Below are 13,761 nucleotides of genomic sequence, written 5' to 3'. Positions count from 1 at the left end.
GCTTAAGCATCCGCCAACGCAGACACCACCAGATCGCTGCTGCGCTGGGCGTAGGCCGTCAACACCTGGCGGATCTGCTCCAGATCACGGGCCAGCACTGCAGCCAGCAACTGCTCGAACAACTCCAGGTACTCGCTCATCGACGCCTTGCGCTGCTCCAGTGCCAGGTAATAGGCACGGCTCATGGCCGGCTGCAGATTCTCGACGGTTTCCTGCAGGTAAGGGTTGTTGGCAAAAGGATAGGCCGCGCGCATCACGCTGAAGCTGTCCTCGACGAAGGCCCGGATGTCCTGGCGCTCGTAGGCACCCTCCAGACGCTGCTGGATCTGCAGGAACGGCGTCATGTCGCTCTGCTGCACCCAGCCACTGGCCACGCAGTTGCCCAGCAGGATGTACAACTCGCTCATCAGGGTGCAAAGACTGCGGACCTTGTGCTCGGTGAGCTCGGTCACGTGGGCACCACGGCGCGGCAGGATGGCAATCAGATGGCGGCGCTCAAGAATCAGCAAGGCCTCGCGGACCGAACCACGACTGACATTGAGGGCCAAGGTGACCTTCTGTTCCTGAATGCGCTCTCCAGGCTTGAGATCCCCGCGAATGATACGTTCGGCGAGGTGGTGAGCAATCTGCTCGGCGAGGCTGTCCGGCGCCTTGAACGTCATGGTTTTCCTTCAAAATCTTTAATCGGCACAAGCGGCGCAGTGTAGCGCAATTGCTACCTCATCGCGGAGTGCTCCGACAGGGGAATTTGGCATGAAACAAGCAGATTGATGTTGATTCAAGGGTTTCTCAAATGCCGTTCATACTTGAAATGTTGAGCACAGAAATTTCCTGACCCAAAGGTCAGAAAATCATTGACCGAAAAGTCAGACATGACTAAATTCGGCTCAGTTCGCTTAACAACAATAAAGAGTCTGCGAGGCCTTCCGTGATCCAGTTTTTACTCAACCAGGAACTCCGTAGCGAGCACGCCCTGGACCCAAACCTGACCGTGCTCAACTATCTGCGCGAGCACCTGGGCAAACCCGGCACCAAGGAAGGCTGCGCCAGCGGCGACTGCGGCGCCTGCACCGTGGTGGTGGGCGAGTTGCAGGTGGATGCCCAGGGCGGCGAATCCATTCGCTATCGCAGCCTCAACTCGTGCCTGACCTTCGTCTCCTCCTTGCACGGCAAACAGCTGATCAGCGTCGAAGGCCTCAAGCACCAGGGCCAACTGCACAGCGTGCAGCAGGCCATGGTCGAATGCCACGGTTCACAATGCGGCTTTTGCACCCCGGGCTTCGTCATGTCGCTGTTCGCCCTGCAAAAGAACAGCAGTGAACCCGACGCCCACAAGGCCCATGAGGCCCTGGCCGGCAACCTGTGCCGTTGCACCGGCTACCGGCCGATCCTCGCTGCTGCCGAACAGGCCTGCTGCGGCCAGCAGAGCGATCAGTTCGACGCCCGCCAGACCGAGACCATCAGTCGCCTCAAGGCCATCGCTCCCAAGGACACCGGTGAACTCAACAGTGGCGACAAGCGCTGCCTGGTGCCGCTGACCGTGGCCGACCTGGCCGACCTCTACGACGCCTACCCCCAGGCACGGCTGCTGGCCGGTGGCACCGACCTGGCCCTGGAAGTCACCCAGTTCCACCGCACCCTGCCCGTGCTGATCTACGTCGGTAACATTGCCGAGATGAAACGCGTCGAACGCTTCGACGATCGCCTGGAGATCGGCGCGGCCACGGCCCTCACCGACTGCTACGACGCACTGCGCGCCGAGTACCCGGACTTCGGCGAATTGCTGCAGCGCTTCGCCTCGTTGCAGATCCGCAACCAGGGCACCCTGGGGGGCAACATCGGCAACGCCTCGCCCATCGGCGACTCACCGCCCCTGCTGATCGCCCTGGGTGCGCAGATCGTACTGTGCAAGGGTGAAGTACGCCGTACCCTGGCCCTGGAAGACTATTTCATCGATTACCGGGTCACGGCCCGTCAGGACAGCGAGTTCATCGAAAAGATCATCGTGCCCCGGGCCAGCGCCGAACGGCTGTTCCGTGCGTACAAGGTCTCCAAGCGCCTGGACGACGATATCTCTGCGGTCTGCGCGGCATTCAACCTGCAGATCGAAAACGGCGTGGTCAGCGACGCGCGCATTGCCTTCGGCGGTATGGCGGCGATCCCGAAACGAGCCAAGAGCTGTGAAACCGCACTGATTGGCGCGCCCTGGAACCTGTCCACGGTGGAGCGCGCCTGCGCGGCCCTGGCGGAGGATTTCACCCCGCTTTCGGATTTCCGTGCGAGCAAGGAATACCGCCTGCTGAGTGCGCAGAACCTGCTGCGCAAGTACTTCATCGAACTGCAAACACCGCACATCGAGACCCGGGTGACCGCTTATGTCTAATCATCACAAAGTCGAGAAGACTCAAGCCGAACTGACGGCCCTGTTTCACCAGGACCTGACCACGGGCGTTGGCCGCAGCGTCAAGCACGACAGCGCCGACAAACACGTGTCCGGCGAGGCGCTGTACATCGACGACCGCCTGGAATTCCCCAACCAGTTGCACGTCTACGCGCGACTGTCGGACCGAGCCCATGCCAAAGTCATCAGCATTGACACCGACCCCTGCTACGCCTTCGAAGGCGTGCGCATCGCCATTACTCATGAAGACATTCCCGGCCTCAAGGACATCGGCCCGCTGCTGCCCGGCGACCCGCTGCTGGCCATCGATACCGTGCAGTTCGTCGGCCAGCCGGTGCTGGCGGTGGCCGCCAAGGACCTGGAAACCGCGCGCAAGGCGGCCATGGCCGCGATCATCGAGTACGAGGACCTGGAGCCGGTGCTGGACGTGGTGGAAGCCCTGCGCAAGCGCCACTTCGTGCTGGACAGCCACACTCACCAGCGCGGCGATTCCGCCGGCGCCCTGGCCAGCGCCGAACACCGCATCCAGGGCACGCTGCATATCGGCGGCCAGGAGCATTTCTACCTGGAAACCCAGATCTCCTCGGTGATGCCCACCGAAGACGGCGGCATGATCGTCTACTGCTCGACCCAGAACCCCACCGAAGTGCAGAAACTGGTGGCGGAAGTGCTCGACGTGTCGATGAACAAGATTGTGGTCGACATGCGGCGCATGGGCGGCGGCTTCGGCGGCAAGGAAACCCAGGCCGCCAGCCCCGCCTGCCTGTGCGCGGTGATCGCCCGCCTCACCGGCCAGCCCACCAAGATGCGCCTGCCCCGGGTCGAAGACATGCTCATGACCGGCAAGCGTCACCCGTTCTACATCGAATACGACGTGGGCTTCGACAGCAACGGCCGCCTGCACGGCATCCAGCTGGAACTGGCGGGCAACTGCGGCTGCTCACCGGACCTCTCGGCGTCCATCGTCGACCGGGCGATGTTCCACTCCGACAACGCCTACTACCTGGGCGATGCCACCATCAACGGCCACCGCTGCAAGACCAACACCGCCTCCAACACCGCCTACCGCGGTTTCGGCGGCCCGCAAGGCATGGTCGCCATTGAAGAGGTGATGGACGCCATCGCCCGCCACCTGCACCTGGACCCGCTGGCGGTGCGCAAGGCCAACTACTACGGCAAGACCGAACGCAACGTCACCCACTACTACCAGACCGTCGAGCACAACATGCTCGAAGAGATGACGGCCGAACTGGAAGCCAGCAGCCAGTACGCCGAGCGTCGCGAAGCCATCCGGCTGTACAACGCCAACAGCCCGATCTTGAAAAAGGGCCTGGCACTGACCCCGGTGAAGTTCGGCATCTCCTTCACCGCCAGCTTCCTCAACCAGGCCGGCGCACTGATCCACATCTACACCGACGGCAGCATCCACCTGAACCACGGCGGCACCGAAATGGGCCAGGGCCTGAACGTCAAGGTGGCCCAGGTAGTGGCCGAGGTGTTCCAGGTGGACATCGAGCGGGTACAGATCACTGCCACCAACACCGACAAGGTGCCCAACACCTCACCGACCGCGGCATCCAGTGGCGCCGACCTCAACGGCAAGGCCGCGCAGAACGCGGCGCAGACCATCAAGTCGCGCCTGGTGGAGTTTGCCGCGCGCAAGTACCAGGTCAGCGAAGAGGATGTGGAATTCCACAACGGCCACGTACGGGTCCGCGACCATATCCTGACCTTCGAGGAACTGATCCAGCAGGCGTATTTCGCCCAGGTGTCGCTGTCCAGCACCGGTTTCTACAAGACCCCGAAGATCTACTACGACCGCAGCCAGGCTCGGGGTCGGCCGTTCTATTACTTCGCCTTTGGCGCAGCCTGCGCCGAGGTGATAGTCGATACCCTGACCGGCGAGTACAAGATGCTGCGTACCGACATCCTGCACGACGTCGGTGCCTCGCTGAACCCAGCCATCGACATCGGCCAGGTGGAAGGCGGTTACATCCAGGGCATGGGCTGGCTGACCACCGAAGAACTGGTGTGGAACGCCAAAGGCAAGCTGATGACCAATGGTCCCGCCAGCTACAAGATCCCGGCGGTGGCTGACATGCCCCTGGACCTGCGGGTCAAGCTGGTGGAGAACCGCAAGAACCCGGAAGACACGGTGTTCCACTCCAAGGCCGTGGGCGAGCCGCCGTTCATGCTTGGCATCGCTGCCTGGTGCGCCATCAAGGACGCAGTAGCGAGCCTGGGCGACTACCGCCATCAACCGCAGATCGATGCCCCGGCGACACCGGAGCGAGTGTTGTGGGGCTGCGAGCAGATGCGTCGCTTGCAGGTGACCAGGGCCGCGGATCAGCAAGTCGAGCTGGCGCCGCTGTAACGGCCTTCACGGGCAAGCCCGCTCCTGCACCGCGCCCGTAGGAGCTGGCTTGCCGGCGAAGCAGCCCGAACAGACCACCAAGATGTCGAGGTGAACATGTACAACTGGATCAGCGCCCTCGCCGACCTGCAGACCCAGGGTGAACCCTGCGTGTTGGTGACCATTATCGAGGAGCTTGGCTCAACGCCGCGTAATGCCGGTTCGAAAATGGTTGTCAGCGCCACCCAGGCCTTCGACACCATCGGTGGCGGGCACCTGGAATACAAGGCCATGCAGATCGCCCGTGACCTGCTCGCCAGCGGCCAGCAGGCCACCCACCTGGAGCGCTTCAGCCTCGGTGCCAGCCTCGGCCAGTGCTGCGGCGGCGCCACGGTGCTGCTGTTCGAACCCATGGGCCAGGTGCAAGCGCAAATCGCCGTGTTCGGTGCCGGCCACGTCGGCCGCGCCCTGGTGCCACTCCTGGCCAGCCTGCCGTGCCGGGTACGCTGGATCGATTCCCGGGAACAGGAATTCCCCGAACAGATTCCCCAGGGCGTGAGCAAGATCGTCAGCGAAGAACCGGTGGAGGAAATCGATAACCTGCCACCTGGCAGCTATTGCATCGTCATGACCCATAATCACCAGCTGGACCTGGAGTTGACCGCCGCCCTGCTCAAGCGCAACGACTTTGCCTATTTCGGCCTGATCGGCTCGAAGACCAAGCGGGTGAAGTTCGAGCACCGCTTGCGCGATCGCGGTTTCGACGCAACCACCTTGCAGCGCATGCGTTGCCCGATGGGGCTCGCTGAAGTCAAAGGCAAGTTGCCCGTGGAAATCGCCATCTCCATTGCCGGTGAGATCATCGCTACCTACAACGCCCATTTCGGCCAGTCCAGCGCCAGCGCCGAACCCATTGCCAAGCTGCTGCCGGTCTCGCGCCGCAGCCAGACTTCGAACTGACACGCCACACACTGAGAACGACCATGCCTTTGACTCGCAAAGCCTACCGTGCCGCCATCCTGCACAGCATCGCCGACCCGGCCGAAGTCGGAATCGAAGCCTCCTACGAGTATTTCGAAGACGGCCTGCTGGTGGTCGAGGACGGCCGGATCAGCGCCCTCGGCCACGCCAGTGAACTGCTTGCCGGCCTGCCCGCCGATGTAGAGATCAATCATTACCCCGATGCCCTGATCACCCCGGGCTTCATCGACACCCACATCCACCTGCCCCAGACCGGCATGGTCGGTGCCTATGGCGAACAGTTGCTGGACTGGCTGAACACCTACACCTTCCCCTGTGAACGCCAGTTCGCCGATCAGGCCCACGCCGATGAAGTGGCGGACATCTTCATCAAGGAATTGCTGCGCAACGGCACCACCACCGCGCTGGTGTTCGGCAGCGTGCATCCACAGTCGGTCAACGCCTTCTTCGCCGCCGCCGAGAAACTCGACCTGCGGATGATCGCCGGCAAGGTGATGATGGACCGCAACGCCCCGGACTACCTGACCGACACCGCAGAGTCCGGCTACCTGGAAAGCAAGGAACTGATCGAACGTTGGCACGGCAAAGGGCGCCTGCACTACGCAGTGACCCCGCGTTTCGCCCCGACCAGCACCCCGGAACAACTGACCCTGGCCGGCAAACTGCTGACCGAGTACCCCGATCTCTACATGCAGACTCACATCAGTGAAAACCTGCAGGAGATCGAATGGGTCAAGGAACTGTTCCCGGAGCGCAAGGGTTACCTGGACGTTTATGACCACTATCAACTGCTGGGGGAACGCTCGGTGTTCGCCCACGGCGTGCACCTGTGCGATGACGAATGTGCGCGCATGGCGGAAACCGGTTCGGCCGTGGCCTTCTGCCCAACCTCGAACTTCTTCCTCGGCAGTGGCCTGTTCAACCTGCCCATGGCGGAAAAACACAAACTCAATGTCGGCCTGGGCACCGACGTCGGTGGCGGCACCAGTTTCTCGCTGCTGCAGACCCTGAACGAAGCCTACAAAGTCATGCAGTTGCAAGGCGCACGCCTGAGCCCGTTCAAGTCCCTGTACCTGGCGACCCTGGGCGGCGCCCGCGCCCTGCGCCTGGAGGAGCGAATCGGCACTCTGCACCCTGGCACCGACGCCGACTTCGTGGTCCTCGACTACCACGCCACTCCCTTGCTCAGCTATCGCCTGAAGCAGGCCAACAGCATCGCTGAAACCCTGTTTGTACTGATGACCCTGGGGGACGATCGCACCGTGCTGCAGACCTACGCCGCCGGCCAGCCAGTCCACCAGCGCTAACCCCGCAAACGAAAAATCCCCCGCTCGCGAAACATCGAACGGGGGATTTTTCATGCCTGAGTCCCAGGCGATCAGGTGCAGATCTAGAACGTCACTTCCATGTTCAAGGTCGGCGCCGTGGTCCGCGTACCCCGTCCACCGTCCACCCCGAACTTGTTGTGCCAGTACTCGTAGCCAACACCCAGGTACAGGTTGGGCTTGACGTTCTTGCCGGGCAACACGGCCACCATCAGCGACGTCCGCACCAGGGTTTCCGCTGCGGTGTCACGATAGTTGTAGTCGTGGCCCTTTTCCCCGGTGTAGTTGACGAAGCCCTGGAACTTGGCGGCGTGACTGCCAACTTCGAAGGGACGCATCCAGGCCAGGTTGAGCATGTATGTATCGTCGAAGGTGTGATCCGGGTCCTTGGCCCCGGGGATGCCGGAATGGTTGTTTTCCTTGTAGTACAGCAAGCTCAGGTCCAGCACGCCGACGGTGTTGAATTTCAGGGTTGGACCGAAGACCAGGGCGCGTTTCTTGGCCGAACCCAGGTTGTTGTTGCGACTGGCATCGAAGCCCAGGGTCAGCGCGTAGTCCTTGACGAGGCCGGTGCCCAAGGGGGTATCGAACACCCGGGATGCGAAGAGCTGGTGACGATAGACGCCATAGACTTCGCTGCTGCCCTTGTGGGTGCCCTTGCGCGGATCGTCGCTGTCAGAGAGCAGCAGGTCCAGGTGCAGGTAGTTGCTGCCGTACTGGTAGCCACTGGCGTGGGTGAAACTGTAGATGCGCTTGCTGATGTAGTGCGGATTGTTCGGGTTGGTGAACTCCTTGCCGTACCGAAAGCCGACGCTGTTGTTCATCCACTCCAGGGCGGCTGCTTCCCCTGCTCCGATCAGTGTCATCAGCAGGGTTGCGCCTTGTAATGCCTTTTTCATTTTTATTATGTCCTGTGGCGGTGTGGCGTAAGGCAGCTTCGCTGGCTGCCATCCACACGCAGTATCGGCACAAGCGCCACAGGCCCCAAAGCACAGAATATCGATCAGCGCGCTGCCAAAACGGCAACAGCCGCCCACAACCATGGACTCAGAGCGTTAGCTGGCCGAAAGCGCGCTCGGCCCGCTCGCGAATGGCGATCTCCTCGCCAAGCAGATGCGCCAGCGCCTCCACCGCGCTGGGCAGATCGCGACCGCTGCGGGCATAGAGCCCCAGGTCGCTGTAGATACCTCCCTGATCGCTCAGCGGGATATGCACCAGTTCGCCCTTGCTCAGGTCGCCCTCGACCCCGACCCGGGTCTGGAAGGCCACCCCCATGTTGTGCCGGGCCATCTGCCGCGCCAGCTCCATGGAGTTGCTCTGCAAGGGCGGTTTGTCCAACAGCCCCAGGCGCTTGTGCAACGGCGCCAGCAAGTGATGGATCGACAGCTCGCTCTTGGCCAGGATCAGCCCGTGCTCGGCGCAGGTGGCGAAATTGACGCTGCCCCGCTCGGCCAAGGGATGATCGGGACTGACCAGAGCCCCCAGGCGAAAATGACCGACGCTCAACGGGCGGATCTCCGGCGCCCTGGGCAAGGCGAACGCCAGGCCCAGGTCCGCACGACTGTTGATCAAGGCCTGGGGAATGGATTGCGAGCCCTGCACCGTGACGCCGATGGTCACCTGTGGATACAGATCGCGCATGCGCTTGAGCACCGAGGGCAGCAAATCCACCGTCGCGCCTTCCACAGCGGCAATCTCCACATGCCCGCTCTTGAGGCCACGCAGAGCATCGAACTCCAGGCGCACCCGCTCCAGGTCCTGCAGCACCAGATTGACATGACGGCTCATGACCTCTCCCGCCAGGGTCAGGCGCAGGCCGCCCGGCAGGCGTTCGAACAAGGGCGCGCCGATTTCATCCTCGATCTTCAGGATCTGCCGGTTCACCGCCGAAGACGCGACATTCAGGCGCCGAGCAGCTTCGCGGATCGAATGACAGCGACGAACCATGTCGAAGTAATGGATGGCGGAAGAATGAATACGTAGCGTTCTGCCGATCATGCCGCGGGCTCCTTTCGCAGGACCAGAGGCGCACGGATTGCCGGCCGTGAGCCTCGAAGCAGGCACTGTATACAATCTTAATTGAAATTTAAAACAATCTTCCTGATCAGCAGGCAGACCCGCCGCCAAACAAAAATCCCCCGCTGCATAGGGCTACACAGCGAGGGATTTTCAGTCTGATCGAAGCTTACAGCTTGGCCGTCGGCCGCCCCGGCTTCTTGGTCTGCAGCAGGTGCGAGAACACCGCATGCAGGTCGTCCGAGGCGCTTTCCTCGTCGAGGTTGAGCTTGCTGTCGATGTGATCCATGTGATGCATCATCAGGTTCACCGCCAGCTCGCCGTCCCGGGCCTCGATGGCGTCGATCAGTTGGGTGTGCTCATCGTAGGAGCAGTGGGAGCGGTTGCCGCTTTCATACTGGGCAATGATCAGCGACGTCTGGGACACCAGGCTGCGCTGGAAGCTGATCAGCGGTGCATTCTTCGCAGCTTCCGCCAGCTTCAGGTGAAACTCCCCGGACAGGCGGATACCGGCACCACGATCACCTCGGGAAAAGCTGTCGCGCTCCTCGTTGACCATCTGCCGCAACTCCAGCAGCTGTTCGGCGGTGGCATGCTGGACCGCCAGCTCGGTAATGGCTCGCTCCACCAGACGCCGGGCGAGAAAGACCTGACGGGCTTCCTCGACGCTCGGACTGGCAACCACCGCCCCCCGATTGGGCCGCAACAGGACTACGCCTTCATGGGCCAGCCGCGACAATGCACGACGGATGATGGTCCGACTGACTCCGAATATTTCCCCAAGCGCCTCTTCACTCAACTTGGTGCCGGGCGCCAGGCGCTGCTCGAGGATGGCCTCAAAGATGTGCGCGTAGACAATATCGTCCTGGGTTCCGCTGCGACCGGCTTTGCCTGCTCGCGGTTGTTTCTTGAGAGGTTGCAACTGTTCGTTCATGGGCACTCGGGTCGGGAGGACTGCGGCGATTTCGGCGTGACTTTAATACGCCACGGTGGGTCGCTGGCAAGTATCGCGTTAAAACAGGGGCACATTGTACACAACCGCTGGGGATCACTAGCAAAAAGTGTTATCGGCCCCACCACTTATTCAACGACTGTACGGCTATTTGTAGTCACGGCTGTATTGCAATGCAAAGTTGCTTTTAAGTTTAGGCTTGAACCTTGAACCCTATTACCGGCTCGTTGCTTGCGCAGGCTGCAAGCAGCGTTCGCCGGGTATGGGTTTTGCGTCTTTCAAGAACAAGGAACAGCAGTAATGTCCGATGCCACCCCCGCGCAATTACGCCCCCTCGCGGACACTTCGCCCTCCGCCATCGTTGCCGGCTTCATCGCCATGATGACCGGCTACACCAGTTCACTGGTGCTGATGTTCCAGGCTGGACAAGCCGCCGGCCTGACCAGCGGTCAGATCTCCTCTTGGATCTGGGCCATCTCCATTGGCATGGCGGTGTGCAGCATCGGCCTGTCTCTGCGCTATCGCACCCCCATCACCATCGCCTGGTCCACACCCGGCGCTGCCCTGCTGATCACCAGCCTGTCGGGGGTGACCTATGGCGAAGCCATTGGCGCCTACATCACTTGCGCGGTCCTGGTGACCATTTGCGGACTCACCGGCAGCTTCGAGCGCCTGGTGAAAAAGATCCCGGCATCCCTGGCAGCCGCCTTGCTGGCGGGAATCCTGTTCAAGATCGGCAGTGAAATCTTTGTGGCGGCCCAACACCGCACCGGTCTGGTACTGGGGATGTTCCTTACCTACCTGGTGGTCAAGCGCCTGTCGCCACGTTATGCCGTTCTCGCGGCCCTGCTGATCGGCACTGCACTGTCCGGGCTGATGGGCTTGCTGGACTTCAGTGGCTTCCACCTGGAAGTGGCGACGCCGGTATGGACCACGCCGCACTTTTCCCTGGCGGCCACCATCAGCATCGGTATTCCACTGTTCGTGGTCGCCATGACCTCGCAGAACATGCCCGGGATCGCGGTGCTGCGCGCCGACGGCTACAACGTCCCGGCCTCGCCACTGATCACCGCCACCGGGCTGGCTTCGTTGCTGCTGGCGCCGTTTGGTTCCCACGGCATCAACCTGGCGGCGATCAGCGCGGCGATCTGCACCGGCCCCCACGCCCACGAAGATCGCAGCAAGCGTTACACCGCCGCAGTGTGGTGCGGGGTTTTCTATGGCATCGCCGGGGTCTTCGGCGCCACCCTGGCTGCGCTGTTCGCGGCCTTGCCCAAGGAACTGGTGCTGTCCATCGCCGCCCTGGCACTGTTCGGCTCGATCATCAACGGCTTGAGCATCGCCATGAGTGAAGTGAAGGAGCGAGAAGCGGCGCTGATCACCTTTATGGTGACGGCCTCGGGGCTGACGCTGTTTTCCATTGGCTCGGCGTTCTGGGGAATTGTCGCTGGGGTCGTGACCTTGATGATTCTGAATGGGCGCAATGCCTGAAGAACTTCGCCGGCCTACCTGTTCCTACCCAAGGCAGCACCCACTGTAGGGGCCGACTTGCCGGCGAACGGCGCCCACGAGCATCTCCCGGGCAAGCCCGCACAGAGACAAGGAACACAAGGGAAAATTCGAAAGGCCGCCCAGGGAGGGCAGCAACGCATGAGCGGCCCGGACGGGCCGCTCACACATGACATCACGCGACTGGGTTGATCGCGTTGTCCGGGTACCAGACGTCCAGCAGCGGGCTGACTTCAACGCTGGTCAGCTCGGTACGACCTTTGAGCCAGGCTTCAACAGCTGCACGCTGTGCTTCGCTGACGGAACCGCGCTTGCTCAGGCAAACCAGACCGAAGTCATCGCCGCCAACATAGCCCAGACCGTTGGCTTCCATCGCTTCTTTGAGGAACGCGTCGAGGAAAGCGTCAATAGCTTCTTCAGCCAGATCTTCTTTGAAATCCAGGTTCAGCTCAAAACCCAGCTCCTGAAATTCATCTACGCAGAGTTTTTTGCGCAGACGGCGGGAACGGTTAGTGGCCATGGAACAATCCTCATAAGTAATAACGGGCGGCACTTTACCAGTTTAGGCGGGCGATTGCCTGACTCTATGAGGATGCGGGACCGCCATTGGTAAAAAAAATACCGCCACGGCGGCCCGTGGCACGGCACAAGCCGCTATACCTTGGGGCATAATGCCGACACTTTCATGATCACTGAGGGATTTTATCTGCATGCCCTCGCCTTTTTTCCCCTCGACTGCAGGGTTCCACTTCATATGATCAAATCGTTGCGTCCTCTGTTGCTTGCCAGTGTTTTTCTTCCCCTGGCATTTCCTGTCTCTGCGGCTCCGGTCAACACCACCCTGACCCCCAAGGTTCAACAAGCCCTCAAAGCCAGCAAGCTCCCGAACAACGCCCTGTCGCTGGTGATGATTCCCCTGAACGGCCCTGGCACGCCGACGGTTTTCAACGCCGATGTCTCGGTCAACCCGGCCTCCACCATGAAGCTGGTGACCACCTACGCGGCCCTGGAAATGCTTGGCCCGACCCACCAGTGGAAGACCGAGTTCTACACCGATGGCACCCTCAGCGGTGGCATTCTCAACGGCAATCTCTATCTCAAGGGCGGCGGCGATCCCAAGCTGAACATGGAGAAGCTCTGGCTGCTGATGCGTGACCTGCGGGCCAATGGCGTGCAGCAAGTCACCGGCGACCTGGTACTGGACCGCAACTACTTCGTGCAACCGCAGTTGCCTGAGTTCAATGACGACGGCAACGACGAGAACAAGCCGTTCCTGGTCAAGCCCGACGCGCTGATGGTCAACCTCAAGGCCCTGCGCTTCGTCGCCCGCAATGACTCCGGCCGGGTGCTGGTGTCGGTAGAGCCGCCGATTGCCAAGATCCGCATCGACAATCAGGTCAAGGCAGTCAACACCAAGCAGTGCACCGGCGACGTTCGCTACAACCCCGTGCCCCAGGCCGATGGCAGCGTGATCGTCACCGTTGGCGGCCAGTTGGGTGATGGCTGCAGTTCCCAGACCTACCTGTCGCTGCTGGACCACGCCACCTACACCGCCGGTGCGGTGCGGGCGATCTGGAGCGAACTGGGCGGCAGCATCCAGGGCAAGGACCGCCTCGCGGTAGTACCCAAGGATGCCAAGGTCCTGGCCCGTGCCTTCTCTCCGGACCTCGCGGAGGTCATCCGCGACATCAACAAATACAGCAACAACACCATGGCCCAGCAGCTGTTCCTGAGCCTGGGCGCCAAGTACCGCAATGAAGCCGACGGCGATGACGCCAAGGCGGCCCAGCGTGTGGTGCGCCAGTGGCTGGCGAAAAAAGGCATCACCGCGCCGCATCTGGTAATGGAAAACGGCTCCGGCCTGTCCCGTGCCGAACGGGTCAGCGCCCGGGAACTGGCCGGCCTGCTGCAAGCGGCCTGGAAGAGCCCCTACGCCGCCGAGTTCATCAGCTCCATGCCGATTGCCGGCATGGACGGCACCATGCGCAAGCGCCTGAAACGCACCGCCATGTCCGGTGAGGCCCACATCAAGACCGGCACCCTGAACACCGTGCGCGCCATCGCCGGCTATAGCCGCGATGACAACGGCAACACCTGGGCGGTGGTGGCGATCCTCAACGATCCGCGCCCCTTCGGCGCCTCTTCGGTGCTGGATCAGGTGCTGCTGGATCTGTATCGCCAGCCAAAACTGGCCACCAGCGCATCCGTTCTCTAACTCGCTGTT

Annotated in this window: 11 protein-coding genes; 6 read left to right on the top strand and 5 right to left on the bottom strand. The window is 61.8% G+C overall.

Annotation, left to right across the window (positions count from 1 at the left end):
- Positions 1 to 2: 2 nt before the first annotated feature.
- Complete coding sequence (locus ACMGF8_RS14800) at positions 3 to 662, bottom strand: GntR family transcriptional regulator (protein ID WP_102863827.1); 660 nt, start codon at positions 660 to 662, stop codon at positions 3 to 5.
- 266 nt (positions 663 to 928) lie between these two features.
- On the opposite strand from ACMGF8_RS14800, the gene xdhA reads away from it, so the two are divergent.
- From xdhA to guaD, 4 genes are all read left to right on the top strand, one after another.
- Complete coding sequence (gene xdhA, locus ACMGF8_RS14795; RefSeq protein ID WP_416760053.1) at positions 929 to 2,383, top strand: xanthine dehydrogenase small subunit; 1,455 nt, start codon at positions 929 to 931, stop codon at positions 2,381 to 2,383.
- On the top strand, positions 2,376 to 4,775 hold the full coding sequence (gene xdhB, locus ACMGF8_RS14790; protein ID WP_416760051.1) for a xanthine dehydrogenase molybdopterin binding subunit: 2,400 nt from the start codon (positions 2,376 to 2,378) through the stop codon (positions 4,773 to 4,775). The genes xdhA and xdhB overlap by 8 nt, the downstream gene beginning before the upstream one ends.
- A gap of 96 nt (positions 4,776 to 4,871) precedes the next feature.
- A complete protein-coding gene (gene xdhC / locus ACMGF8_RS14785; RefSeq protein ID WP_102864103.1) occupies positions 4,872 to 5,714 on the top strand; it encodes a xanthine dehydrogenase accessory protein XdhC in 843 nt (280 codons plus the stop codon).
- Positions 5,715 to 5,737: 23 nt separating this feature from the next.
- On the top strand, positions 5,738 to 7,042 hold the full coding sequence (gene guaD / locus ACMGF8_RS14780) for a guanine deaminase (protein WP_416760049.1): 1,305 nt from the start codon (positions 5,738 to 5,740) through the stop codon (positions 7,040 to 7,042).
- Positions 7,043 to 7,125: 83 nt separating this feature from the next.
- On the opposite strand, the gene ACMGF8_RS14775 is transcribed toward guaD, so the two are convergent.
- From ACMGF8_RS14775 to ACMGF8_RS14765, 3 genes are all read right to left on the bottom strand, one after another.
- Entirely contained in the window at positions 7,126 to 7,959 is an 834-nt protein-coding gene (locus tag ACMGF8_RS14775) for a nucleoside-binding protein (protein WP_102878982.1), read from the bottom strand.
- A 148-nt stretch (positions 7,960 to 8,107) separates the two neighbouring features.
- Positions 8,108 to 9,058, bottom strand: coding sequence for a LysR family transcriptional regulator (locus ACMGF8_RS14770; protein WP_102863832.1), 951 nt, complete (start codon positions 9,056 to 9,058; stop codon positions 8,108 to 8,110).
- Positions 9,059 to 9,245: 187 nt separating this feature from the next.
- Positions 9,246 to 10,010, bottom strand: coding sequence for a GntR family transcriptional regulator (locus tag ACMGF8_RS14765; protein WP_025128787.1), 765 nt, complete (start codon positions 10,008 to 10,010; stop codon positions 9,246 to 9,248).
- Between the two features lie 318 nt (positions 10,011 to 10,328).
- Between ACMGF8_RS14765 and ACMGF8_RS14760 the strand changes: the two genes are divergently transcribed.
- On the top strand, positions 10,329 to 11,519 hold the full coding sequence (locus ACMGF8_RS14760; RefSeq protein ID WP_102863833.1) for a benzoate/H(+) symporter BenE family transporter: 1,191 nt from the start codon (positions 10,329 to 10,331) through the stop codon (positions 11,517 to 11,519).
- Between the two features lie 193 nt (positions 11,520 to 11,712).
- Here ACMGF8_RS14760 and ACMGF8_RS14755 read toward each other — a convergent pair whose 3' ends face one another.
- Positions 11,713 to 12,057 carry a YggL family protein gene (locus ACMGF8_RS14755; RefSeq protein WP_102863834.1) on the bottom strand — a complete coding sequence of 115 codons (345 nt, stop codon included), beginning with the start codon at positions 12,055 to 12,057 and terminating at the stop codon, positions 11,713 to 11,715.
- Positions 12,058 to 12,291: 234 nt separating this feature from the next.
- On the opposite strand from ACMGF8_RS14755, the gene dacB reads away from it, so the two are divergent.
- On the top strand, positions 12,292 to 13,752 hold the full coding sequence (gene dacB, locus ACMGF8_RS14750; protein ID WP_102863835.1) for a D-alanyl-D-alanine carboxypeptidase/D-alanyl-D-alanine-endopeptidase: 1,461 nt from the start codon (positions 12,292 to 12,294) through the stop codon (positions 13,750 to 13,752).
- The last annotated feature ends 9 nt before the right edge of the window (positions 13,753 to 13,761 follow it).

The sequence above is a fragment of the Pseudomonas sp. BNK-7 genome (assembly GCF_048072025.1).
GTDB lineage: Bacteria > Pseudomonadota > Gammaproteobacteria > Pseudomonadales > Pseudomonadaceae > Aquipseudomonas > Aquipseudomonas danubii.
This window is presented reverse-complemented; position numbering and strand designations above follow the sequence as displayed.